Origin of the sequence: Cytobacillus oceanisediminis 2691 (assembly GCF_000294775.2) — a bacterium.
GTDB classification, from domain to species: domain Bacteria; phylum Bacillota; class Bacilli; order Bacillales; family Cytobacillaceae; genus Cytobacillus; species Cytobacillus pseudoceanisediminis.
In genome coordinates this window covers 37,501-61,692 of record NZ_CP015506.1, presented here as the reverse complement: position 1 = coordinate 61,692, position 24,192 = coordinate 37,501, and the positions used below count along the sequence as shown (strand labels likewise).

General features: G+C 42.9%; 27 protein-coding genes and 2 rRNA genes (1 of these 29 only partly in view). 2 read left to right on the top strand and 27 right to left on the bottom strand.

Annotated elements, in window-relative coordinates:
• Window positions 1-67 precede the first annotated feature (67 nt).
• The 15 genes from A361_RS00325 to metG form a co-directional block, all read right to left on the bottom strand.
• Window positions 68-1,024, bottom strand: coding sequence for a ribose-phosphate diphosphokinase (locus tag A361_RS00325; RefSeq protein ID WP_009336660.1), 957 nt, complete (start codon window positions 1,022-1,024; stop codon window positions 68-70).
• Window positions 1,025-1,068: 44 nt separating this feature from the next.
• On the bottom strand, window positions 1,069-2,442 hold the full coding sequence (glmU, locus tag A361_RS00320; protein ID WP_019382045.1) for a bifunctional UDP-N-acetylglucosamine diphosphorylase/glucosamine-1-phosphate N-acetyltransferase GlmU: 1,374 nt from the start codon (window positions 2,440-2,442) through the stop codon (window positions 1,069-1,071).
• A gap of 272 nt (window positions 2,443-2,714) precedes the next feature.
• Window positions 2,715-3,005 carry a septation regulator SpoVG gene (spoVG, locus tag A361_RS00315; protein ID WP_009336662.1) on the bottom strand — a complete coding sequence of 97 codons (291 nt, stop codon included), beginning with the start codon at window positions 3,003-3,005 and terminating at the stop codon, window positions 2,715-2,717.
• Between the two features lie 186 nt (window positions 3,006-3,191).
• Complete coding sequence (gene ridA / locus A361_RS00310; protein ID WP_009336663.1) at window positions 3,192-3,566, bottom strand: 2-iminobutanoate/2-iminopropanoate deaminase; 375 nt, start codon at window positions 3,564-3,566, stop codon at window positions 3,192-3,194.
• Between the two features lie 24 nt (window positions 3,567-3,590).
• On the bottom strand, window positions 3,591-4,409 hold the full coding sequence (purR, locus tag A361_RS00305) for a pur operon repressor (protein WP_009336664.1): 819 nt from the start codon (window positions 4,407-4,409) through the stop codon (window positions 3,591-3,593).
• 59 nt (window positions 4,410-4,468) lie between these two features.
• Window positions 4,469-5,338: a 4-(cytidine 5'-diphospho)-2-C-methyl-D-erythritol kinase gene (gene ispE, locus A361_RS00300; RefSeq protein ID WP_019382044.1), complete on the bottom strand. Its 870-nt coding sequence runs from the start codon at window positions 5,336-5,338 to the stop codon at window positions 4,469-4,471.
• 305 nt (window positions 5,339-5,643) lie between these two features.
• Window positions 5,644-5,817 carry a small, acid-soluble spore protein, alpha/beta type gene (locus A361_RS00295; RefSeq protein ID WP_026041722.1) on the bottom strand — a complete coding sequence of 58 codons (174 nt, stop codon included), beginning with the start codon at window positions 5,815-5,817 and terminating at the stop codon, window positions 5,644-5,646.
• A gap of 254 nt (window positions 5,818-6,071) precedes the next feature.
• Entirely contained in the window at window positions 6,072-6,335 is a 264-nt protein-coding gene (veg, locus tag A361_RS00290) for a biofilm formation stimulator Veg (protein ID WP_009336667.1), read from the bottom strand.
• A 318-nt stretch (window positions 6,336-6,653) separates the two neighbouring features.
• Window positions 6,654-7,538 carry a sporulation peptidase YabG gene (gene yabG, locus A361_RS00285; protein WP_019382042.1) on the bottom strand — a complete coding sequence of 295 codons (885 nt, stop codon included), beginning with the start codon at window positions 7,536-7,538 and terminating at the stop codon, window positions 6,654-6,656.
• A gap of 297 nt (window positions 7,539-7,835) precedes the next feature.
• Window positions 7,836-8,714, bottom strand: coding sequence for a 16S rRNA (adenine(1518)-N(6)/adenine(1519)-N(6))-dimethyltransferase RsmA (gene rsmA, locus A361_RS00280; RefSeq protein ID WP_019382041.1), 879 nt, complete (start codon window positions 8,712-8,714; stop codon window positions 7,836-7,838).
• Window positions 8,707-9,267: a ribonuclease M5 gene (gene rnmV, locus A361_RS00275; protein ID WP_019382040.1), complete on the bottom strand. Its 561-nt coding sequence runs from the start codon at window positions 9,265-9,267 to the stop codon at window positions 8,707-8,709. Before rnmV ends, rsmA begins: the two co-directional genes overlap by 8 nt.
• Window positions 9,268-9,476: 209 nt before the next feature.
• On the bottom strand, window positions 9,477-10,670 hold the full coding sequence (locus A361_RS00270; RefSeq protein ID WP_026041721.1) for a G5 and 3D domain-containing protein: 1,194 nt from the start codon (window positions 10,668-10,670) through the stop codon (window positions 9,477-9,479).
• 182 nt (window positions 10,671-10,852) lie between these two features.
• Window positions 10,853-11,038, bottom strand: coding sequence for a hypothetical protein (locus tag A361_RS00265; RefSeq protein WP_019382038.1), 186 nt, complete (start codon window positions 11,036-11,038; stop codon window positions 10,853-10,855).
• 268 nt (window positions 11,039-11,306) lie between these two features.
• The gene (locus tag A361_RS00260; protein WP_009336672.1) at window positions 11,307-12,074 is read right to left on the bottom strand and encodes a TatD family hydrolase; all 768 of its coding nucleotides are present in this window, start codon (window positions 12,072-12,074) and stop codon (window positions 11,307-11,309) included.
• 214 nt (window positions 12,075-12,288) lie between these two features.
• A complete protein-coding gene (gene metG, locus A361_RS00255; protein WP_019382037.1) occupies window positions 12,289-14,253 on the bottom strand; it encodes a methionine--tRNA ligase in 1,965 nt (654 codons plus the stop codon).
• A gap of 710 nt (window positions 14,254-14,963) precedes the next feature.
• Here metG and A361_RS00250 point away from each other — a divergent pair.
• A complete protein-coding gene (locus A361_RS00250) occupies window positions 14,964-15,248 on the top strand; it encodes an AbrB/MazE/SpoVT family DNA-binding domain-containing protein (RefSeq protein ID WP_009336674.1) in 285 nt (94 codons plus the stop codon).
• 40 nt (window positions 15,249-15,288) lie between these two features.
• Here A361_RS00250 and rsmI read toward each other — a convergent pair whose 3' ends face one another.
• From rsmI to A361_RS00200, 10 genes are all read right to left on the bottom strand, one after another.
• A complete protein-coding gene (rsmI, locus tag A361_RS00245; protein WP_009336675.1) occupies window positions 15,289-16,167 on the bottom strand; it encodes a 16S rRNA (cytidine(1402)-2'-O)-methyltransferase in 879 nt (292 codons plus the stop codon).
• Window positions 16,145-16,429, bottom strand: coding sequence for a GIY-YIG nuclease family protein (locus A361_RS00240; protein WP_009336676.1), 285 nt, complete (start codon window positions 16,427-16,429; stop codon window positions 16,145-16,147). The genes rsmI and A361_RS00240 overlap by 23 nt, the downstream gene beginning before the upstream one ends.
• Window positions 16,419-17,159 (bottom strand): tRNA1(Val) (adenine(37)-N6)-methyltransferase, encoded by a 741-nt coding sequence (locus A361_RS00235; protein WP_009336677.1) that lies wholly within the window; start codon window positions 17,157-17,159, stop codon window positions 16,419-16,421. The genes A361_RS00240 and A361_RS00235 overlap by 11 nt, the downstream gene beginning before the upstream one ends.
• Before the next feature lie 75 nt (window positions 17,160-17,234).
• Window positions 17,235-17,609 carry a DNA replication initiation control protein YabA gene (yabA, locus tag A361_RS00230; protein ID WP_009336678.1) on the bottom strand — a complete coding sequence of 125 codons (375 nt, stop codon included), beginning with the start codon at window positions 17,607-17,609 and terminating at the stop codon, window positions 17,235-17,237.
• A 12-nt stretch (window positions 17,610-17,621) separates the two neighbouring features.
• Window positions 17,622-18,449 (bottom strand): PSP1 domain-containing protein, encoded by an 828-nt coding sequence (locus A361_RS00225; protein ID WP_009336679.1) that lies wholly within the window; start codon window positions 18,447-18,449, stop codon window positions 17,622-17,624.
• Window positions 18,442-19,449 carry a DNA polymerase III subunit delta' gene (holB, locus tag A361_RS00220; RefSeq protein WP_009336680.1) on the bottom strand — a complete coding sequence of 336 codons (1,008 nt, stop codon included), beginning with the start codon at window positions 19,447-19,449 and terminating at the stop codon, window positions 18,442-18,444. Before holB ends, A361_RS00225 begins: the two co-directional genes overlap by 8 nt.
• 13 nt (window positions 19,450-19,462) lie before the next feature.
• Window positions 19,463-19,903: a YaaR family protein gene (locus A361_RS00215; protein WP_009336681.1), complete on the bottom strand. Its 441-nt coding sequence runs from the start codon at window positions 19,901-19,903 to the stop codon at window positions 19,463-19,465.
• Window positions 19,904-19,945: 42 nt separating this feature from the next.
• Window positions 19,946-20,275, bottom strand: coding sequence for a cyclic-di-AMP receptor (locus A361_RS00210; RefSeq protein ID WP_009336682.1), 330 nt, complete (start codon window positions 20,273-20,275; stop codon window positions 19,946-19,948).
• Between the two features lie 165 nt (window positions 20,276-20,440).
• Window positions 20,441-21,067: a dTMP kinase gene (gene tmk / locus A361_RS00205; RefSeq protein ID WP_019382035.1), complete on the bottom strand. Its 627-nt coding sequence runs from the start codon at window positions 21,065-21,067 to the stop codon at window positions 20,441-20,443.
• A complete protein-coding gene (locus tag A361_RS00200; RefSeq protein ID WP_019382034.1) occupies window positions 21,064-22,524 on the bottom strand; it encodes an aminotransferase class I/II-fold pyridoxal phosphate-dependent enzyme in 1,461 nt (486 codons plus the stop codon). The genes tmk and A361_RS00200 overlap by 4 nt, the downstream gene beginning before the upstream one ends.
• A 266-nt stretch (window positions 22,525-22,790) precedes the next feature.
• On the opposite strand from A361_RS00200, the gene A361_RS00195 reads away from it, so the two are divergent.
• Window positions 22,791-22,994 carry a sigma factor G inhibitor Gin gene (locus A361_RS00195; RefSeq protein ID WP_009336685.1) on the top strand — a complete coding sequence of 68 codons (204 nt, stop codon included), beginning with the start codon at window positions 22,791-22,793 and terminating at the stop codon, window positions 22,992-22,994.
• A 355-nt stretch (window positions 22,995-23,349) separates the two neighbouring features.
• On the opposite strand, the gene rrf is transcribed toward A361_RS00195, so the two are convergent.
• Window positions 23,350-23,466: ribosomal RNA gene (gene rrf, locus A361_RS00190) — 5S ribosomal RNA — on the bottom strand.
• Between the two features lie 203 nt (window positions 23,467-23,669).
• Window positions 23,670-24,192, bottom strand: a 23S ribosomal RNA gene (locus tag A361_RS00185) (it continues 2,413 nt past the right edge of the window).

The following is a 24,192-nucleotide window of genomic DNA, read 5'->3' as shown; positions in this document are numbered from 1 at the left end:
TATTTTTAAAAAGAACGCAGACCAGGCTTGCTTTACAGCAAGCCTGGAAAAGTTATTTAATTACCTATCAATCAAACAGAGTGCTGACAGATTGCTCTTCATGAACTCGGATGATTGCTTCACCTATTAGCGGTGCTACGGAAAGTTCGACAATCTTGTCTGTTTTCTTCTCTTCTGGAAGAGTAATTGAGTTTGTTACAACCAATTCTTTGATTGTTGAGTTTTCAATTCTTTCGATGGCAGGTCCAGATAGAACCGGGTGTGTACAGCATGCATAGACTTCTGATGCACCGTTCTCGATCAGGGCATTTGCTGCTAATGTAATGGTTCCGGCAGTATCAATAATATCGTCGATTAAGATGGCAGTTTTGCCATCGATGTTACCAACAATGTTCATGACTTCAGCCACATTTGGCTTTGGACGGCGCTTGTCAATGATGGCAATCGGCGCTTTTAAGCGATCAGCCATTTTACGTGCACGTGTTACGCCTCCGTGGTCTGGGGATACGATTACGATGTCGCCATCCATCATTTTGTTCTTAAAGTAATCAGAAAGGATTGGCACACCCATTAAATGATCGATCGGAATATCGAAGAAACCTTGAATTTGCGGCGCATGCAAGTCAAGTGTAATCACACGGGTTGCACCAGCAGTTTCCAAAAGGTTTGCTGCAAGCTTAGCTGTAATCGGCTCACGCGCTCTTGCTTTGCGGTCCTGGCGGGCATAGCCATAGTAAGGCATTACAATGTTGATGGTCTTGGCAGATGCACGCTTAAGAGCATCGATCATAATTAAAAGCTCCATTAAATGCTCATTAACAGGAGAGCTTGTAGATTGGATTACATATACATCGCATCCGCGGATGCTTTCTTCAATGTTAATTTGGATTTCGCCGTCGCTGAAGCGAGTTACGGAACATTTACCAAGCTCCACACCAATTACATTGGCGATTTCTGCAGCTAGCTTGCGGTTTGAATTTAAACTGAACACCTTTAAGTTTGGATCTAAATACTGGTTTGACATTTTGGGCCTCCATCGATTTATTTCTTACATATAGAAAGTTCGGTTTATTTCTTAATATTTAATTTTTGCGTGTAGTTTTCCTTGTTCACCTGGCGTGCACGGGCAATGGAAAGAGCTTCTCCCGGCACATCTTCTGTAATCGTCGATCCTGCTGCCACATATGCCCCCTCCCCAATCGTTACCGGTGCGACGAGATTGGAGTTGCATCCAATGAAAACACCATCTTCGATTTTGGTCAGGTATTTATTTTTGCCATCATAATTGACAGTGATTGAGCCGCAGCCCAGGTTAACATCTCTTCCAACTTCTGCATCGCCAATATAGCTCAGGTGAGAGGCTTTGCTTCCTTTTCCAAAAACAGACTTCTTCACTTCAACAAAGTTGCCGATTTTCACTTCATCATGAATATCTGATTGCGGGCGAATGTGAGCAAACGGCCCAATATTCACTTGTGAACCAATATGGCTGTCATGTGCAGCAGACTGGCGGATCACTGTGCCTTCCCCAATATGGCAATCAGAAATCTCTGTATGAGGACCGATCACACAATCAGAACCGATGACTGTATTGCCGGAAATGACCGTTCCAGGATAAAGAACTGTATCAGAGCCAATTTTCACATCCGCACCAATATACGTGTTTGACGGATCGATAATGGTAACGCCGTTACGCATGTGTTCTTCATTAATCCGTTGTTTCATGAAGGATTCGGCCTGTGATAAGGCTACCCGGTCATTGACACCCAGGGTTTCGCCAAAATCAGCCGTCTGGTAAGCCGTAACGACTTCGCCTTCATTTTTCAGGATCTCAATCACATCCGGCAGGTAGTATTCACCCTGCACATTATCATTTGTAACTTTGTTTAATGCTTCAAACAAGGCCTTATTATCAAAGCAATAGGTCCCAGTATTGATTTCTTTTATCTTTCGTTCTTCCTCGGAAGCATCTTTCTGTTCAACGATTTTTTCAACCATCCCCATATCATTTCGGATCACGCGTCCATATCCGAATGGATTTTCCGCATGGGCTGTTAAAATAGTCGCTTTGGCAGATAGCTCTTCATGATGCTTGAAAAGCGCTTCCATTGTTTCATGTTTGATGAGCGGTGTATCTCCGCAGACTACGAGCGTCACGCCCTCTTTGCCTTCAAGCATATCGCGAGCCTGCATAACGGCATGAGCGGTGCCAAGCTGCTCCTCCTGAAGAGCATATTTGCTGCTAGAGCCAAGCTGCTGCTCCACCATTTCCGCTCCATGTCCAGTAATGGTGACAATTTCTTTTATGTTAAGCTTTGTAACTTGATCAACAACATGTTGAACCATCGGTTTGCCGCAAACAGGGTGAAGGACTTTGTAAAGCTTTGACTTCATTCTTGTCCCCTGGCCTGCGGCTAAAATGACCGCGTATCGATTAGACATTGACAGGCCTCCAATTTAACCTTTTTATCCATAACGAATATATCTTAAATGGGCTCTTATTTCAAGAAATGATGACAAAGTACATATATTTGTCATTACCATTAACGGTATTTTCTGAAGAAATGGTTTAATATTTTCACAGACAGGGTAATGAAGAAGATAGAAAAAAGCCCTAAGCACCGCCTGTAACAGGGGGTCTCAGAGCTTTAATTCTTCACAGCTAAATAAAAAAGAGCCTTACTTATGTAGCAGGCCCTTGTTGATATATTTTCTTAGGAAGCACCGGCTTCTTCAAATTCCACTTCTAATTCACCTAAACGGTGGTACTCGGCTAATACAGCCTCCTGGATTTTACCGCGCGTTCCTGAATTGATCGGGTGCGCGATATCTCTAAACTCCCCATCCGGAGTACGTTTGCTCGGCATAGCTACAAATAAGCCATTATTCCCATCAATTACACGAATATCATGAACAACAAATTCATGATCCAGCGTAATAGATGCGATTGCCCTCATTCGTCCATCCGTGTTAACGCGGCGTAATCTTACGTCTGTCACTTCCATTCTGTTCACCACCTTTTCGAGAAGATATAATCCTAATTGTATAAATTCAACATATTTACTGAATCTCCTTCTTAGATAAAAAATATTTTTTGAATATTTTGTTCAAAGTAAAGCATTGTCTGTTAAAGCACTTTTCTGTAATAAAAAACGCCCGTTCACTTGAACGAGCGAAATAAATGCGGTTATTTATTTGACGAGGGCCACTACTTCAATTTCAACCAATGCATCCTTTGGCAAGCGTGCCACTTCAACACAGGAGCGCGCAGGCTTGTGTGTGCTGAAATATTCCCCATATACTTCATTGATGGCTGCAAACTCGTTCATGTCCTTGATAAACACCGTTGCCTTTACCACGGTATTTAATGACGCACCCGCTTCTTCAAGCACTGCCTGAAGGTTTTTAAAAACCTGATGCGTCTGTTCCTTTACATCCCCATCTACCATAACACCTTCTGCCGTAAGCGGAATTTGCCCTGAGCTATAGAATAGGTTATTTACAGTAATTCCCTGAGAATATGGCCCAATTGCTGCCGGAGCCTGATTCGTTTGAATGACTTTCATGAATTCTCCCCCTAAAAAATATGATTATTTTTTAAAATAGTTGCCTTCACTTACATTGATTTTCTTTTCCCTCACATCAACATCGGATAGACGCACTAGAGAAAGGTACTCATCAACAAGCCGTTCTTCTGCTTTTTCCGCCTCGACCAGGACAGCAATCCCAGCGAGGTTTGCCTTGAATTCTTCCAGCATGCTGACCATGCCATTAACCGTTCCGCCAGCTTTCATAAAATCGTCAATGATTAAGACGTTGGATCCTTCTGCCAGGCTTCTTTTTGAAAGAACCATGGTCTGAATCCTTTTCGCAGAACCTGATACATAGTTAATGCTTACCGTGGATCCTTCTGTCACCTTGCTGTCCCGTCTGACGATGACTACCGGCACATTGAGATAGTTAGCGGCAGCATAAGCAAGCGGAATCCCTTTTGTAGCTACCGTCATGACCACATCAACGGGCTTATCCGCGAAGGCTGATGCAAAAAGCCTTCCTGCTCGCTGTACAATTAAAGGATCTCCAAGAATGTCAGTCATATAAAGATAGCCGCCGGGAAGAAGCCTTTCCGGACTGGCAATTAAGCTGCAGAGCTCATCTACAAATGGCCGGGCTTCATCATCTGTTACTTTAACATGAAACTTTACGCCGCCTGCTGCTCCGGAAACAGTTTGCAGAGTGCCTATTCCTCTTTGTTCAAATGTTTCTTTAATGATTGTGAGATCTTCACTTATCGAAGACTTGGCAGAACCATACCTTTCTGAAAAGAAAGTTAAGGATACCAGCTGACGCGGATGGTTCAATAAATAATTGGTCATATCTATCAACCGTTCGCTTCTGCGAAATTTCATTGTGGAACCCCCATTTAAATCCGAATATTTTAACGATAATATACCATTAATATACGGATTTAATCAAGCTTATGTCTTTCTCCGAGCATTCTGACCGCAAAAACCTGATCGCAAAACCCTCTAAGGCCATTATAAATCCGATGCATTCTCGAATCATGATGCACAAGTCCAAAAACGGTCGGTCCGCTGCCGCTCATCAAAACGGCATCCGCACCAAATCGTTTCATCTGGTCTTTTATCTGCAGCACCTCGGGATGCATATTTAATGTTACATCCTCCAGAACATTTCCCATGTTCCGGCAGACATCATCATAGCTGCCCGCATTTATCGCTTCGATCATTCCTGCAGTATTCGGATGCTGTACCTGCTCTACGTCCAGTCTTCTATAAACATCAGCAGTCGATACGCCGATGAACGGCTTAGCCAGTATGACCCAGCATGTAGGAGGAGCAGGAAGCTGCTGAATCTTTTCCCCTCTTCCAGTAGCTAAAGCAGTTCCTCCGTATACACAAAAAGAAACATCAGAACCGATTTCCGTCCCGATTTCAGCAAGCTCATCCAATGAAAGCCCCAAATCCCACAGCTTGTTAAGGCCTCTTAGAGCTGCCGCTGCATCACTGCTGCCCCCAGCAAGTCCTGCAGCAACCGGAATTGCTTTTTCTATTGTAATGGACACACCTTTTTTCACTTGAAACCGTTCCTTAAGAAGGTGTGCAGCCTGATAAGCCAAATTCCGCTGATCATCCGGAACAAAACGGTTATGAGAGACAATTTTTATCTCATCTTTATCTAAAAGTGTTAATTCCAGGCGATCTGCCAAATCAATCGTTGTCATTATCATTTCCACTTCATGATAGCCATCTTCCCGTTTATGTAAAACATCTAATGACAAATTGATCTTAGCAGGCGCCTTAACCATGACCTTCAACATTTCCACCTACTTCTTTCCTATAAATCGGACTCCTGTCCAGCTCCACAAGCGAAGCACTTTGGCCCGCAGGGAAAGCCATACCACATTCAGTATTGACTTTATTTTAAACGGCAATAAGCGGCAGTATTGTGCTTTTCTTCTAGAGCGTCTCCATTTTTTGTCCTATTTTACCACAAATTAAACATAAAAGCTCAGGTGGCTTGGAATATAAGGGTTAACCCTATTCGATAAAAGGAAAAGCCGAAGCATAGGCTTCGGCTGACGCAGTGCATATTAATGCTTAAACATAATCTGTGCGAATGCTATTTGTTAAGAAGGTTCTGCTGTGCGATTTCGATAGCCCGCTTAACCATATTGCCGGCATCTTTGGCACGGATGCCGCCCCAGCCTTCCTTTTGGACTACATCATAAAAGCCAAGCTCTTTCGCAATTTCTTCTTTTAAACCATCTGACATAACGCCCCGTCTTCTGCCCAACATTAACATCCCCTTTCACACTGCGGTATGTATAGTATGTGAAAAAGACCTTTTATTCATTAAGAAAAGCGCAAGTGCCTCAGGAACAAGCCAATAACCGCTTGTTCCTGAGGAGAGGATCCAAAGAAGCCCTTTGAAGCCCTTCCATGGCGCTCACCCCCGGCGACACCTCAAGGGGGCAGGCTGCTGACAGCTTTAAAAATAGGCAAACAAAAAGCAGTAAACAATTTGTTCACCGCCCGCTGTCATATATATTAGCTTAAAGCAACCTGTCCTGATGTGTCTTCATAGAATGTAATTTGAACCGTTTCTGTTAAAACATCTGCATAGCTGTAAGATACCCGTTCAAATGCATTTTCATCCTGATCTAACTCAATCACAAATACTGAAGGATACGTTTCTGCCAGAACCCCTGAGCGTTCAATGGTCTTTCTGCGCCCGCCATTTGCTTTTAGCAGGAGCCTTTTCCCAAGATTTGAATCAAGAGCTTTTTTAATATCTGATAATGTTTTTGCCATTCGGTCCACCTCACTATGTTAAGTATATCACACTGACACATTACTGTCAAACAAAAATATAAATTATAACAGTGTTTAAAAATAAATGTCAATATGTTTTGTTCTACTTTTTCTTCTAATTTTCAACAATTTTAGGATTACCTTAAATGGCAAAGATTATGTATAGTTTTGGAAAGCCTTATGAGACTGCATTTCATTACCTGGGAAATAGTCAAATTTCACATGCGCGAAATTCCTCGAAAAATGCTTAACAAATTCTAATTTTTTGCGGGAAAACATAAAAAAACAAGCCGCTATAATACACAAACGGCCTGCTGATTAGGATTCGTTTAGATCATCGTCATTGTAAGGCATTCCTGTTCTCAGGACTCCCCGGGTTTCAATTCCTCCAAGTCCCTTTTCACCTGTTAATGTATTTCTTAAGATATCCCATAAATTGATTCTTTCCATAAATGGAGTAAGGCTGACTTTCGCAACAATGTATACGGGGTCAAGGGCATGGATATTCACCCTGGAAGGAGAACTGGCAAAGTTTGCGCCAGCATGGATCAGCGATTCGAAATGGGACTGGCATGCTCCGGCAAAAATGACAAGCTGATCAAGGTGGGGTATTTTTTTCCGCGCTTCCCTCACCGCCTGTACAAATTCCCTGGAGTGCCTATAAGCATTGATATCGGATTTCTTTCCCTTTGACTTTGAATAGGCATCATGACCTGTTACAACCAGGATATCAGGCCTGTAATGGTCGATGAGCTGTCCGATTTTCATCGGCATTTCCTTTTCACTGCAATGAATTCCAGTTACGGGTATTCCTATTTTTTCATAGACACTTAAGCATTTCTTTAAATAAGATGGATCACCATCCAGATGAAGCACCCTGCCTGGTATCTGAAAATAATTAAGTGTCTTGCTGTAGCCGTCAGTCACCTCATACTCCTGCTTCTCTCTTAAAAGAGCCAGGTCCTGCCGGATCAGCTGGAAAGACTGTTCCTCAAGCGACCTATACTCCTGCTCAAGCTTCATCCGCTGCGCCTGGTTAATGACGATTAAATCCTCACAGGGAGCATCCGCAACGAGACGGATATCTTCTCCGAATAATATGGCCATTTTTTGGCCGCCCTGTTCTTTAATATCAATCACGCGGAATAAAATATCACAGTGATACGAAATTCTTCCGACGATATCCATCGTATTTATAGTCAATGTCGTCACTCCAATTGCCCGAGGATAAACGCGGGCTTCTTCTGGTCTCTTGTTTGTGATTTATTATTTATGTCATAAATTATGCATTCGTCTATAAACATGTGCGTAGAATTAGAAAAGCGAAAAAGCCTTGCCCGCCCCCGACTCCTCGAGGGGGGCAGGTGCTCGTCCTAAAAGCTATGCTTTTATTCGTATGATGATGAAGCTGACGAGGCATTCCTTGTAGTGCTATCCAGTTATTGGCGTTAAAAATTTGAGGCAAAAAAAAAGCCCGCTGTTTTCAGCAGGGCTTCATTTTTATGAAAAATGCGGCAGCAGGGCATCACTCAAGCGGGCAAATTCTTCAATGGATAGAGTTTCCCCTCTTCTGCCCGGCTCGACATTGGCTTGTTCGAGAGCGGAGAGAATATATTCCTTCTTTTGTTTTCCTCCAGGAAGCTGGCTTGTTAAATTATTCAGCAGAGTCTTGCGCCTTTGTGCAAAGCTTGCTTTTGTCACCTTAAAAAAGAAGGATTCACTTTTAACCGCCACTGCAGGCTCTTTGCGCTTTGTCAGTTTGATGACGGCTGAATCCACATTCGGCTGCGGAACAAAGACCGTCTTCGGCACGATCATGGCCGTTTCAGCCTCTGTATAGTACTGAACAGCAATGGAGAGTGAGCCGTACTCTTTCGTTCCCGGACGGGCTGAAATTCTGTCTGCTACCTCTTTCTGGAGCATACAGACGATTCCTCTGATCGGAAGCTTGTCCTCGAGCAATTTCATGATAATCGGCGTTGTAACATAATACGGAAGGTTGGCGACAACCATAATATCGTTAATGCCTTCAAACTCCTGTTCAATTGCTGTCTTAACATCTGCCTTCAATACATCTTCATTGATGATGGATACATGGGGATATGGCGATAGAGTTTCCTCTAAAATTGGAAGCAGCCGCTGGTCAATTTCAAAAGCAAGTACCTTTTTGCTTCTCCGGGCCAGCTGTTCAGTCAATGCCCCAATTCCAGGGCCTATTTCAATGGCGCCCGATTCTTCCGATAAATCCGCATGATCGACAATTCTCCGGAGAATATTCGTATCGATCAAAAAGTTCTGTCCCAGGCTTTTCTTAAAAGAAAATCCGTACTTATCCAAAATCGCCCGTGTTCTGGCTGGTGTTGCAATATCTTTATGCATTTTGTTCCTCCTCGCGAATAGCTTCGATTGCCTCAGCAAAGTCTCTCTGGCTGATTTGAAACATCATTAAGCGCTTATGAAGCTGCTTGCCGTTTGTGTAGCCGATTTTGAGAAGTCTGCCAAGCTTTTCTCTTCTTTCCTTGGCGCCCTCTCCGCCAATCAGGCCTGCGGTTACCAGATCTTCCTGGGTAATGGTTTCTTCATAGGTTTCCTGCATAACCTGTGCGTCCTGTAATGCCTGACGGATCATTTCAGGCGATGCATGCTCAACGCCTACTCCTCTGCCGTGCTTATGAAGAGCATCCGCTTTTTCTATAAAGGCATGCTTGCATCCGGGTACATCATTGGTGATCGTATTCCGGATTTTTTGACCGGGAAAGTCCGGATCTGTGAATACGATTACCCCTCTGGTCTTCTGGGCAAGCTTTATTTTTTCAATGGTTTCCTGATTAATGGCAGATCCATTGGTTTCAATTGTATCGGCATCCAGGGCTCTTTTGATCGCCGCTGTATCATCCTTGCCTTCTACAACAATAATTTCTTTGATTTTCATACTTCCTCCAGGAAAAATTAAATATAAAAAAATTGAAAAAAACTTGAAACATTTCTGTAATGTAATTCGTCTAAATAGATGTAAGAAGAATATAGTAATAAAGAATAGTTCTTATTATATATGATGCAGCTGAGAAATGAAAAATGTTAATTATTAACCTTCTCTGCATTGAAATAAAAAATGCAGGGGAAGCCCCTGCATCACAAAAATTAGTTCAGTATTTTAATCTTTACGGTTTTTCTTCCCCACTTGTAAGCTTCTGATTTAGAGGAGAAGAATACATCGATTTTGTTTCCACGGATGGCGCCGCCTGTATCTGCTGCAACAGCATAGCCATAACCTTCAACATAGACCTTTGTTCCAAGGGGAATGACACTTGGATCAACCGCTATGACCTTTGCACCCGGATTGGCACGCAGATCCAAGCCAGTAGCAGTTTTGCCTGAGCATCCGCTGCAATTGGCCGTATAGGCTGTTGACGATACATATATTTCTTTTCCGCTTGCCTTGCTGCTTGTTCCGCGGGAAACGACCTGTGTTGCTGCAGCCACCTTTGTTCCGACAGCAACGACTTTATCCTGCTTTTCTTTCACTTGCTTTTCACTGATCAGCTTTCTGGAAACTTCCTTGCCATTCTCCAGGACGACTTCAAATTCTTTCGCCTTAAGGCCTTCTTTTCCAGCATTCATCACCTTTTCAGTGCCTTTAGCCAAGCTATTATCTTTCTTTGTCACAACTGCGAAATTAATTGGTTCTTCCACTACATCGGTGACTTTTTCAACTCGAATGACTTTTATGATGTCATTGGCTTTGACTGTCTCTTCCAACTTTGGTTCAACACGGTCTAAATCATTGATCTTGATTCCCTGCTGTGATAAAAAGTCAGCGACCGTAGTCGAAGTTGACCAAACCTGCTTCTCTTTGCCGCCATGATTAAGCGTTAAAGCGAATGCTTTCTCTACTTGAATTTCAAGGTTGCTTTTAATTTTATCCTCTGGCTTTGGCTGAACCTTATCATGTTCAGTCAGAGTAATATTCTGTTCTTTTAAAACGTCCCCGACCGTCTTTGCAGCCGTCCAAATCGTTTTCTTCTCGTTATCTGTTACAACGTTCACCTGTTTAGCCGGTTCATAGACAATTTCTGTATTGTCCTTAACCTCTGTGTTTACCGAGGGAAACACATAATCTTCTGAGCGAAGTGAAATATCTAGATCATCGAATATATCTTGAATCGTTGATGCATGCGTTTTGATGACTTTCTCTTGGCCATCTATCGTCAGTGCTACTGTTTTCTTTGTCGTTTCATATGCAATGAAACCGCAGGCAGCAGCAAAGACTACTAAACTAGCAGAAAAAATGGCCAATTTCTTTTTACTCAAAGACTTGGATAACAGGTTTTTCATGTTTTGAATCACGATGAAAAACGCCTCCTTTTCTCTCGGAGTGATTATATAGAGTATCTTGCCGACTGTCAACTCTTTCAATTTTCCAGCTTCCGAAAGGCTGGTGAATGCAGGCATCGGGCTATGATTGCCTGAATTCATAGAACTGCACTCTATCTCTATGTATGAAAGACAGCTCCTCTCTATGCATGCCTTCTTGCAAATGCCCCGTTTTCGATGATGCTTGCCTTGGATTTATACTTTTCCACACTCATCTGAAAAATCCTTCTTTTTTTTGATTTAGGGATTTTTACGTCTCTTTTGGTAATCCCTCGTTTTCTGCCGATCAGGCGCTCAGCAACCGGGAGCGATTCCGGAAGTTTCCTCAAACCTTCAGACTGCCGGTTCTCTATCTGTCACGCTCCTCAACTGGCAGCAAACGCCCTCCGCTCGATCGGCAGGGGTGCTAGAACAGCACTTTTTCTAGTAAATGGCAAGCCCTCTCGTAAACGTATTTCCTATTATGCAAAAAAACCAGGAGAAAGGAAAGAGAGACTTATCGACATGGTTATCCTATGAGAAGACAGAGACATGTAGAACTTTTTAGAATCAGAAAAAATTTGGACAAGCTCCCACAGGTTTCGACAAAAAGAGATATCAGTTTATGCCGAATAATTTTTTTGCATTTTCTGTGGTTGCTTGTGCAACTTCCTCTACCGATAGTCCTTTTATTTCAGCTATCTGCTCTGCAACTAGTTTGACATAGCTAGGTTCATTCCGTTTTCCTCTAAATGGATGAGGGGTAAGGTAAGGGCAGTCTGTTTCAATCAATAGCTTTTCAAGCGGAATCACATCGGCTACTTCTTTTGGCTTTTTTGCATTCTTGAATGTCACCGGGCCTCCAAGTGAAATAAAAAAGTTCATATCTACACACTCTTTGGCAATTTCAGGGCTGCCGCTAAAGCAATGCATGATGCCGCCTACTTCTCCCGCTCCTTCTTCCTTAAGGATTTCGACTATATCTGCTGTGGCATCACGGTTATGGATAACGATGGGGAGCTTAACTTTTTTTGCCAGACGGATCTGCTTGCGGAAGACTTCCTGCTGAATATCCTTTGGTGACTTGTCCCAATAATAATCCAGGCCCATTTCTCCCAGGGCAACGACTTTTGGATGGCTGGAAAGCTCTTCGATCCACCGAAGATCATCCTCTGTCATATCGATGGCATCAACCGGATGCCATCCTACACTTGCGTAGATGAAATCGTATTTCTCAGTCAGCTCCATCGCCTTCTCAATCGTTGGACGGTCAAACCCAACGACCACGATGTTGGAAATTCCTTCATCAAGGGCCCTGTCAATCACCTCTTGTAAATCTTCGTTATATTGTTCGGCATTAAGGTGTGCGTGTGTGTCGAAAAACATCAAAAAACTCCTTTTTCTTCATATTATTTTTCTATTACTATTATGTCAGGAATGTAACAAAAATAATGTGTTAGCAGAATGGTTCGAATTTAATAAACTCACTAGAAATTACTTTCTAAGTATAATTTTTCCCAAAAATAAAAAACATAGAAATGCCCACGGTATACGCTTAACACTTCTATGTTTTTATGTTTAACAGAAGAAATCAATAATATTATTTTACCCTTGCACCCAATGGAAGAGATTCAGCGATTGTGGCAAGTGAAAGTTCTCCGTCTTTTCCTCCTGCTAAAATCATTCCTTCTGAAAGCTCACCGCGAAGTTTAACAGGCTTCAAATTTGTGACGCAGATGACTTTTCTGCCGACTAGGTCTTCCGGCTTATAGAATTTGGCAATCCCGGAAACGACTTGGCGCTTTTCATAGCCAAGATCAAGCTGTAATTTTAAGAGCTTATCAGCTTTTTTCACCGGTTCAGCCTGAATGACCTGAGCCACTCTTAAATCGACTTTCATAAAGTCATCGATTGTGATTTCCTCACTATCCGGCTTTTCCTCTGCTTTTGCTTCCGGCTTTGCTTCCTCTTTAGGAGCAGATCCCTGCATTTTGGTTTTAATGAACTCGACTTCTTCATTAATATCCAGGCGAGGGAAAATCGGTTCTCCCTTTAATACCTTTGTGCCTTCAGGGATAAGACCAAATTTTTCAAGGCTTTCCCAAGATGTTAATGCTTCTTCGTTTACATTCAGCTGTGAGAATACTTCTTTTGGCGTACGTGTCAGGAATGGCTGCAGAAGCACCGCGATTCTGCGCAGGGATTCCGCCAGATGGGCCATCACACTCGCAAGATCTTCCCTTTTCTCTTCCTCTTTGGCAAGAGCCCAGGGCTGCGTTTCATCTATATATTTATTCGTTCTGCTGACAAGCTGCCAGACTGCCGAAAGAGCAACAGAGAACTCCATTTTTTCCATTGCTTCCTCATACTTGGAAACCGTCTCACGGTTCATTTGCAGCAGCTGCTGGTCAAACTCTCCGTTTGAATCTTTATATGACGGAATGACACCGTCAAAATATTTATTAACCATCGCAATCGTCCGATTCAAAAGGTTTCCTAAATCATTGGCAAGATCAAAGTTGATTCTTTCCACAAAACCTTCTGGGGTAAACACTCCGTCTGCGCCGAATGGCACTTCGCGAAGCAGGTAATAGCGAAGTGCATCCAGACCATACCGGTCGATAAGGGTAACAGGATCCACTACATTTCCTTTTGATTTGGACATTTTGCCGTCCTTCATCAATAGCCAGCCATGAGCAAACACCTTTTTCGGAAGAGGCAGATCCAATGCCATCAGCATGATTGGCCAGTAAATCGTATGGAAGCGCACAATTTCCTTCCCTACCAGGTGCACATCAGCAGGCCAATAGTTCAGATACTTGGAATCATCATCGGTTCCATAGCCAAGCGCTGTGATGTAATTTGATAGTGCGTCGATCCATACATAAACAACATGCTTAGGATTGTTCGGCACTTTCACTCCCCAGTCAAAAGTGGTCCTGGATACCGCCAAATCCTCGAGGCCAGGTTTAATGAAGTTATTGATCATCTCATTCTTGCGGGATTCAGGCTGTATAAAAGATGGATTTTCTTCATAATACTGCAGAAGCCTGTCAGCGTACTTGCTTACCTTAAAGAAATAGGATTCTTCTTTTACTTTATGAACTGGACGTCCGCAGTCAGGGCAGTTTCCATCCACAAGCTGCCGTTCTGTGTAATAAGACTCACATGGCGTACAATACCATCCCTCATATTCACCAAGATAAATATCGCCCTGTTCCACAAGCTGAGCGAAAATTTTTTCTACAATCTGCTTATGTCTGTCTTGAGTAGTACGGATAAAGTCATCATAGGAAATATCAAGCTTCTTCCATAGTTCCTGGATACCGGCGACAATTTCATCTACGTACTGCTGCGGTGTTATTCCTTTTTCTTCTGCCTTCTCCTGAATCTTCTGTCCATGTTCATCCGTTCCCGTCAGGTACATAACGTCAAAGCCGCGCATGCGCTTGTAACGCGCCATCGCATCACCGGCAACAGTTGTATAGGCATGTCCTATATGTAAATTTCCGCTAGGATAATAAATTGGAGTGGTTAAATAAAACGTCTTTAATTTGTCCTCCACAAGATTCCCTCCCTCATTTTAAAAGCGCAAGCGCCTTGCCCACCCCCGACAAGCACAAGACGATCCTCACGGAAAGGCGTTCTTTGCCTTTCTGGGAGGATTGGCTTGTACCTAGAGGGGGTAGGCGCCGGAGCTAGATAGTTATCGAAGTCTAACGTTATACTTTCTTAAATTTTAAAAAATCCCGCCCAATTTGGACGAGAGTATTAATCAGAAAATCGTGCCGTTATTGGGCCTTCTATATCGATATTTTACAAGAAGTTATATTCGTCAGCATAACCTCTTATACCATCAAAATATACCTAAAAACTTGAAATTGTGCAACCAATAGGCAGAAGGGATGGCAGGATTCTTCTTAAAATAAATTTTTTTATTTTCTATCCCTAAAAAAGGAAATTAACTTTCGAATATTATTATAGCAAAAGTATAATAATTGTAGAATTTTGTCGAAATGTCGAAATGAGTCATATTACTGCTTTTTGAGTAGTTCTTTCCCCTTTCTATATTAAACCTTCTTTATTTCTATAAAAACGTTGTTATATCAACGCTTCAATTGGCATCCCAAAATTTTCTATTTTAATTGAAAATAAAGTAATTGACGTATATGGGAATGGCTGGTATTATAAATGTAATAAAGATTTTGTCGAATAATGACGAAACAACATAGATAGAGAAAAATATTATTGGAGATTTGAGAGGAGACTTTTATTATGAAATCCACAGGTATTGTTCGTAAAGTTGATGAGCTTGGCCGTGTAGTTATCCCTATCGAATTAAGACGTACACTTGGAATTGCCGAAAAGGACGCTTTGGAAATCTACGTAGATGACGAAAGAATCATCCTTAAAAAGTACAAGCCAAACATGACTTGCCAAGTTACTGGGGAAGTATCTGATGAAAATATCTCTTTAGCTAACGGCAAATTAATTCTAAGCCGTGACGGTGCTGAACAGCTGTTAAAAGAAATTCAAAACACTTTTGAATTAGCAAAATAAGAATGAAGAAAAGCTTCTCACGCGTGTGAGAAGCTTTTTTTTATTCCTCAATATGATAAGCATGGTAAACATCCCGCTTATTTAATCCCCGGTCTTTTGCCGTTTGCTTAATGGCTTCTTTGCTCGAGAGTCCAGTTTCTTCTATATAATGTCTAACATGATCTTCAACCGGGAGATTCTCCCACCAGGCTGTTTCTTCATCCTGAACAGCCTCGGAAGTTCCTTCAATAATAATCACAAATTCTCCTCTTACCTCGCCGTTCGAAGCCCATTCCATTGCTTCCCCTACAGTTCCCCGGATAAATTCTTCATATCTCTTCGTCAGTTCGCGGCATAACGCGATATTCCTGTTGCCCATAATATCCGACATCAGCGAGAGAGTTTCCTTCAGGCGGTGGGGAGCTTCATATAAGATGATGGTTGCCGAAAGCTTTGAGAGATTCTCCAGCTCCTGCTTCTTAAGTTTCTTCTGCCTGTTCAGGAATCCGTAGAAATAAAAAGGCTGAGTATCAATGCCGGAAGCAATCAGTCCGGTAAGGGCAGCATTCGCACCAGGCAGGGGGACCACTGTCAGCTTTTCTTCAGCCGCCGCCACTACAAGATCGAAGCCCGGATCTGAAATCGCAGGCATTCCTGCATCACTGACAAGGGCAATCTTTGCGCCATTAGCCACTTTCTCAAGCAGCTTCTGTCCGCTTGCCTCCTTATTATGTTCATGATAGCTGATGATGGGTGTGGCGATTTCAAAATGATTGCAGAGCTTCTTCGTATTGCGTGTGTCCTCCGCTGCAATATAGTCAGCTTCCTTCAGGATTCTTACTGCTCGGAAGCTCATATCTTCCAGATTGCCGATCGGAGTCGGGACTAAGTATAAAATTCCCTTTGTTTCTTCATGTTCAAAGCTTTTTTGCTGCCACATATGTACCACCCGTCTCTTTCATTAAAAACTCATCCTTCTTTTTCCTGGACCATTGCTTAAATTCATATTCTGCTCTCATCGCTTCGCCTTTTTCCAAAAAAGGGCGGGAGAAGACCAGCTCCACCGGCCCCCTGCCCCTTGTATACTTGGCCCCTTTTCCTTCATTATGGGCCTTCACCCGTTTTTCAAGATCATTAGTGTATCCTGCATATAAGCTGCCATCACGGCAATGGAGAACATAAAAATAATGGCTATTCTCCATATAAAATCTCTCTCATTTCAGGTGTATATTCATTTTCTTCATTATATACAAATAAAGGAGGCAGGATTTTCAGATCCGGATTACCGTTTTTTACTGCCTCAATTAGCAGGGTGTTCGCTTCTTTTCCGGCCTTCGGGTAGACGAATTGCACCCTTTTTGGCTCGAGCTTATACTTGCGCATGAGCGTGACAATGTCCAGGAACCTTCCCGGCCTGTGTACAAATGCTACCTTGCCGCCCTGTTTCGCAAGACCGCTTGATGCTTTAATCGCATCCTCCAGTGTACAGAGGATTTCATGGCGGGCTATCGCCAAATGTTCATTCTCATTGATTTCTTCCCGGGAAGGAGTAGGGAAATAGGGCGGGTTGCAGGTCACAACATCAAATTTCCCATATCCTAAAACCTGATGTATTTCTTTAATATCCCCGCGAATCATCTCAATCCGGCCTTGAAGCTTATTGTATTCAATGCTTCTGACTGCCATATCATGCAAACGCTCCTGAATCTCGACGCCTGTAATGGCCCCCTTTGTTCGTGTGCTTAAAAAAAGCGGAATCACACCATTTCCGCTGCACAAATCAATGAGATTGCCTTTTTGAATCGGTACATATACAAACCTGGCCAGCAGGACAGCATCCAGTGAAAAAGAAAAAACGGCCGGGCTTTGAATAATTCTCAAATCTTCAGCCAGCAAATAGTCCAGCCGCTCCCCTTCTTTTAAAAAATCCATTCTTGATCCTCCATGCTACTCTGATTCTTTGCCTCTATGGAAAAATAGCCTTCCTATCATCAGGAAGGCTAAAATTTACTTCTTATTCAGGAAAGACAAGCAAAACAGACAGTCTCCCTCTTTTCGAGGGCTGCCGAAATGGAGATTGCAAATGTGAAAGCCTTCCTGATAAAGGCGGGCAAGGTTATCATAGCCTTCTCCAATATCAATCACCTTATCATCATCAGCAGCATCGGCAGACTGCTCTGATTTGCCTTTTTTCGCCGATGTACTTTCCTTTTTCGCTGATATGTCTAAATGACGTCTTAAATGTTCATTTTCCAGCTTTAAAGAGTTATTCTCTTCAAGTATTTCTGCCAAATGCTGCTTTAACTCACCAAGCTGCTGATATAACTCTCCAATTTGGGTTTCCATATTACTCACTGAGTCAAAGATTTCTTTTTTATCCACGACTTCCACCTCTTAATCTGTGGACTGAACTGATACAGCACCTTGTTTTAAAATTTCATCCAATGTATATTCGAGGACGCGCTCCGCTTCTTTTACATCAACCTGAAGAACACGCTCCAATATATTCAAGCCTACCACTTTTCCAGCTCCATCAGGGGTCTGAATCCATTCCCCAAGGTCCGGAAGCTGTTCTTTTGCTGCTTCGTACTCATCATTTTCATACTTCAGGCAGCACATTAAGCGTCCGCACAAACCTGATATTTTCGTTGGGTTCAACGAAAGATTCTGGTCCTTTGCCATTTTGATGGATACTGGATCAAAATCACCAAGGAAGGTGGAACAGCAGAGCATTCTTCCACATGGACCAATTCCGCCCAGCATTTTTGCTTCATCCCTCACACCAATCTGGCGAAGTTCTATCCTTGTCCTGAAGATGGCTGCGAGGTCTTTGACAAGCTCGCGAAAGTCAACCCGGCCATCAGCTGTAAAGTAGAAAATGACCTTATTTCGGTCAAATGTATATTCAACATCGACCAGCTTCATATCAAGCTGATGTGTATGGACCTTTTCACAGCAGACCTCATATGCTTCTTTGGCGGCCTGCTTGTTCTCCTCGACAATCATGCGATCCTTTTGATCTGCAATACGAAGAACCTTTTTTAATGGAAGGACAACATCATGCTCATCGACCTGCTTCGGGGCAATTACCACTTTTCCGTATTCTACGCCTCGGACAGTTTCGACAATGACAAAGTCATCCTTTTGTATTGAGAGATCTCCGGGATCAAAATAATAAATCTTGCCCGCTTTTTTAAAGCGCACTCCTACTACATCATACAAAGGAAGATCCCTCCTGCAATTTTAGCACAAGCTGTTCCATCAACAGCTGCGGATTCATATTTGCCTGTAATTTTCTTTTGGCCTCCAAAACAGCCGTCATCTGTTCCGTCAGACGTTTTGTAGAAGATTGCAGTGCAAACTGCTCTAAACGATTTCTTTCGTTCAGATGGACAACCTGGTCTTGTTTCCCAAGCTGAATATATAGTAAATCTTTAAAAATAAGAAGTAATAGATCCAAGCCGCGATCAATCTGCTCTTTTTCTTTAAAGTGCAAGAACCAATCCTCCTGCAGGGCAACCATCGCCTCTAGCGGATTCTTCTTTACCACTTCATATAATTTTAACACTATTTTTTGCGCTTGTACAAACCAATCATCAGAACTATATTGCAAAGCCTCATCCAAATTATTGGTAATTTGTGCAAGTAATGGTGCCTGGGCAGGATCCACTCCATTATTTTTTAATTGCTGAATCATTTCTGCAGGAGATAATGGTTTAAAAGAAATGGTCTGGCAGCGGGATAGAATAGTAGGAAGCATCTGCTGCGACTGCTCGGTAATAAGCACAGCGGTCGTCTCTGCATGGGGTTCCTCCAGGAATTTAAGCAAACTGTTGGCAGCGTTAACTGTCATTCTATCAGCATGTACAATCACATAAAGCTTGCGCTTAGATTCCACCCCGGTCTTTGAAAACTCTTCCTGCAGGCTTTGAATCTGACTTTTTTTGATAGAAAGCCCGTCCGGCTCAAGGATATGAACATCAGGGTGATTGCCGCTGTTGATCCTCTTACAGTTTGAACATGTTTCACATGGAACATACCCATCAAGCGGTTCAAGACAGAATCGGCTTTTCGCTAAAAGCATGCTTGCTTCCCGCTTTCCCGTTCCTTTCATCCCTTCAAATAAGTAGGCGTGGGCCAGCCGATCCTTCTCTATGCTATTTTTAAACATTTTCAATACAACTGGCTGTATGACCTCCAGCTGTTCCCACGTTTTTCCCACAATGATCACTCACTTACATATATATATTTATTAAAAGCCCCTTAATCTCGCCGACTTTCCCCAGTATATCGATAGATGATTCTTCTTTTTTCATTAGTTCATCCGTCAGCTCTGACAGCTTTTCATCAACCGTCTCTACCACTTTCAGAGAACGGCCCTGTCCATGCTGATTCCAGCTGTGCGATTGCTTCAGCTCCATCCCAAAGTCAACGGCTTCCTTTACAAACCGCTTTACAAGCGTTTTAAATTTGGCTAAATCCTTAAAGGTTCTGGAGCGGGCAAGCCTTTCTCCAGCGGCATCTATATCCTTTAACAGACCCTGAAGCTGAGAAGCCTGCATTTTCTGGTCCTGCTTTTGCACCATTTCGGAAAATTTCACGCCGTTTCCCGCCGCCTGCTTCTGCTCATTGCGGACATTTTCCATCTTGAGCCGAAGTTCCTGATTAATTTTCATACCTAATCCTCCGCAAAGGGCATTAAGCTCCCTTTGAATGTATTAAAAATGGTGGAATTGTTCAACTGGCAGGACAAATACCGTCGCACCGCCAACTTCGACTTCCACAGGGTAAGGCACATAAGAATCAGCATTTCCGCCCATTGGCGATACAGGTGCTACCAGCTGGTCTCTTGCTCTGCAATTTTCCTTAATAATCTGCAGGGCTCTCTCCACACGGATATCCTCTGTCCCAATCATGAACGTTGTATTGCCTGATTTCAAAAATCCGCCCGTGCTGGCCAATTTTGTCGCACGAAAATTATTGTCAACCAACGCATTCATTAGCTTATTGCTGTCCTGATCCTGAATGACTGCCAGAATTAATTTCATAAGCCCATCCCCTTTACAAGTTTTTAATCCGTTTTATCTTACTTTTATTATATCAATTATTTTATCTTCAAGCAGAAATTAAGGGAATACCGGAAAAATTATTTTAAAAACTGACTGGCAAGCTTATAAAAAAGCCTTAAAGAATATGATCTTTAAGGCAAATGTTTATATTATTTCTTTCAGCTTGCTCTCCGCCTGCTGATACACTTCCTCCAATGTTCCCGAAGCATTGATTTTAAAGATGCGCTCCGGGTAAAGCTCCATTAGCTTCAAATAGCCTTCCCGCACTTTGTGATGGAAATCAAGCTTTTCCAGGTCCAGGCGGTTCACTTCCCGTCCTTTATGCTGGTTGATTCGATCCAGCCCGGCCTCCGGTTCAATATCAAAATACAGCGTCAGTTCAGGCATCATGCCTTCGATGGCAAAGCTGTTTATAGAGTATACTTCATCAATGCCAAGGCCCCTTGCATAGCCTTGATAAGCAAGAGAACTATCAATAAACCGATCACATAATATGATATATCCCTTATCCATTGCTGGCTTTACTTTTTCAGCCAGGTGCTGCCTTCTGGCTGCCGCATACAGCAGAGCCTCTGTTCGCGGATCCATCTTTGTATTATTTTTATCGAGTATGACACTTCTGATCTGCTCGGCAATCTCAATTCCGCCAGGCTCTCTTGTCTGAAGAACCTGATAGCCTTCCTTTGCCAGATTGCTTGCCAGCATATCTATAATCGTTGTTTTTCCGGCACCCTCAGGTCCTTCGACCGTAATAAACTTACCTTTTTTCATTTTACTTCCTCCAGCTGCTGATATAGATCCTGATAAACGTTAATGCTGCCTTTTTTTATATTTTCCCCATTTTGAAACCGTGCTCCGGCCTTAATTTGAAATCTTATGCTTGCTATGTCTTCCCCTTCGATGAGTTCACCTGGGAATAAAAGCGGGATGCCTGGCGGATATGGAGTCACCTGCTGTGCACATATTTTACCAACCGCCTCTTCCAGTGCCACCGTTTTAATGGTGCATCGGTCTTGTTCCTTTTGCTCCAGGGCAAGGCCGGAGACAGGCCTTTTACTGAAAGGAATTTTTTCATGTCGGCCTGCCGGGCCAAATGATTTCAGCTCCTCTTCCAAGCATTGAATAACCCGTTCAAATGGATAATCCATATCTTTTTTTAAAAGAGGCAATACAAATAGGACATTATAAGGATCTGCCATTTCCGTAAAGATCCCATGCTTCTCCAGGAGAGCCTGCAGTTCATACCCGCTGAGGGCAGCTGCCGACTGGATGGTCACTTTTAAAGGATCACCGTTTTTATGTTCAAAGTTCAGTACTTTAATTCCTTTTATTTTACTTAGATTCTTTCGGAAGTGCCCCGCCTTTTCAAGCAGCGCTTCCTCATCCTTTCCCGAGAATGAGGCTAAATAGGCCCTTGCCAAATCAAGAGATGCCATAATGGGATAGGAAGGACTGCTTGATTGGAGAATCCCCAGATATTTGGACACTCTTTCTTCCTTTATAAAACGGCTATTAAAATGCAGATAAGCCCCCATCGTCATAGCAGGCAAAGTCTTATGTGCCGATTGTACAACCAGGTCTGCCTGAAGCTGAACGGCCGAAGCGGGAAAACTATCTCCCCCGATCAAATGTGCTCCATGCGCTTCATCCACCAATACTGGAACTCCATGATCATGAGCATACTCAATAATGCTTTCAAGGTTAAACACCATTCCGTAATAATTGGGATAGGTTAAGATTAGCGCTTTTGCTTCCGGATTTTGTCTGATTGCCTCTTTAACGGTCTCTAAAGCTACTCCCCCGGCAACGCCCCACTCTTCATTAAACTCAGGCGCTAAGAAGACAGGCTTAGCCCTAGCCAAAGTAATGCCATTAAGAATGGACTTATGGCAATTCCGCTGAACAAGTACAGTCTCATTTTCCTTTGCGGCTGACATGACCATGGCGAGATTCCCTGAGGTGGATCCGTTAACAAGGAAAAAGCTTTTTGGAACCCCATACAAATCGGCAAGCAGCTTTTGCGCTTTCAAAATGACTCCTTCAGGAGAATGCAAATCATCCAGTCCGCTAAGCTCAGTAGCATCGAGCTTTAAAATATCTTTAAAATAATCTGCTCCCTCACCGCCTGCAAGTTGACCGTTCTTATGTCCCGGCACATGAAAAGATACAGGCTGATGTGAAGCATGTTTTTTTAATTGTTCCCATAATGGAGTCTGTTCGTGATTCATATCTACATCACTTTCCTAAGATTCTTCTCCTATTTTAACAAAACAAGTATGTGCGTGCTATAAAAGAAACATTAGGTCGATATCTGCGCCAGTCCATAAAGGATTAAGGAAATTTATGAAAGAAATCCATTATAGACATACACCCAAATTAGATTTCCATCATACAATATAAATCAAGTAACCTCAAAAAACCCGCCAATGAATATTCGAAAAATTGTATACAATAACATTGATCTGGGCAGAATAAGTGTATGGAGGTGGAGTGATTGGGTTCGCTATTAGCAAAAAAACATGCAGGGGAAGAATGTGTCATATGCGAGCAGGCAAAAACCAGGGGAATACATCTATACACTTCTTTTATCTGCACAGATTGTGAAAAAGATTTAGTCACCACGGATACAAGCAATCCAAAATATAATTATTACTTAAAGAAACTGCGGAAAATAACCATGCCGGAGATATTTTCTTGAAATGTAAGCCCTTTGATAGGGGCTTTTTATTTTTTTGCCGGTTTGTTGGGCCGCTGAGTTATTAATCTCAGTGTTATCTGACATGAATTGGATTTATGTAACAGGTTTTTGATTTTACCTAGCAGGTATCCGATTTTATCTCGCATGTTTTATGTATATTTCACATTTGGCACAGTCATCTTTGCTGAAAACAGATTTGACTTTTAAAACAGACGGCGGAATAAAGAGTGGCGCATTTTTTTAGCTGAAGTGACGCATATATGCATTTATCATAAAAAGAAGAGTAAGAAGATATTTGGATTCAATAAATCATCCACATACAAAAAAAGAACACCCATCAGGTGCTCTTTCATATGCCCGGCAGCGTCCTACTCTCACAAGGGGACAGCCCCTAACTACCATCGGCGCTGAGAAGCTTAACTTCCGTGTTCGGTATGGGAACGGGTGTGACCTTCTCGCTATCGCCACCGGACTATTTGGCTGAAGAAACTTCGTTCCCTCAAAACTAGATAATGCATGAAGAAGCATTTGCCGAGTATTCACCAATGACTTGTCTAGCTTCGGCTCCTAACTTCTCGGCTGTTTCGATCCGTCCCTCCAAATCCCAAAACCAGGATTTGAATGGCCGGCTCTCCAACGTCTCTCAAAGTTGAACAGTCGCCTCCGCTTTTCGTTTTGGTTAAGTCCTCGATCGATTAGTATCAGTCAGCTCCACATGTCGCCACGCTTCCACCTCTGACCTATCAACCTGATCATCTTTCAGGGATCTTACTAGCTTGACGCTATGGGAAATCTCATCTCGAGGGGGGCTTCATGCTTAGATGCTTTCAGCACTTATCCCTTCCGCACATAGCTACCCAGCGATGCCTTTGGCAAGACAACTGGTACACCAGCGGTGCGTCCATCCCGGTCCTCTCGTACTAAGGACAGCTCCTCTCAAATTTCCTGCGCCCACGACGGATAGGGACCGAACTGTCTCACGACGTTCTGAACCCAGCTCGCGTACCGCTTTAATGGGCGAACAGCCCAACCCTTGGGACCGACTACAGCCCCAGGATGCGATGAGCCGACATCGAGGTGCCAAACCTCCCCGTCGATGTGGACTCTTGGGGGAGATAAGCCTGTTATCCCCGGGGTAGCTTTTATCCGTTGAGCGATGGCCCTTCCATGCGGAACCACCGGATCACTAAGCCCGACT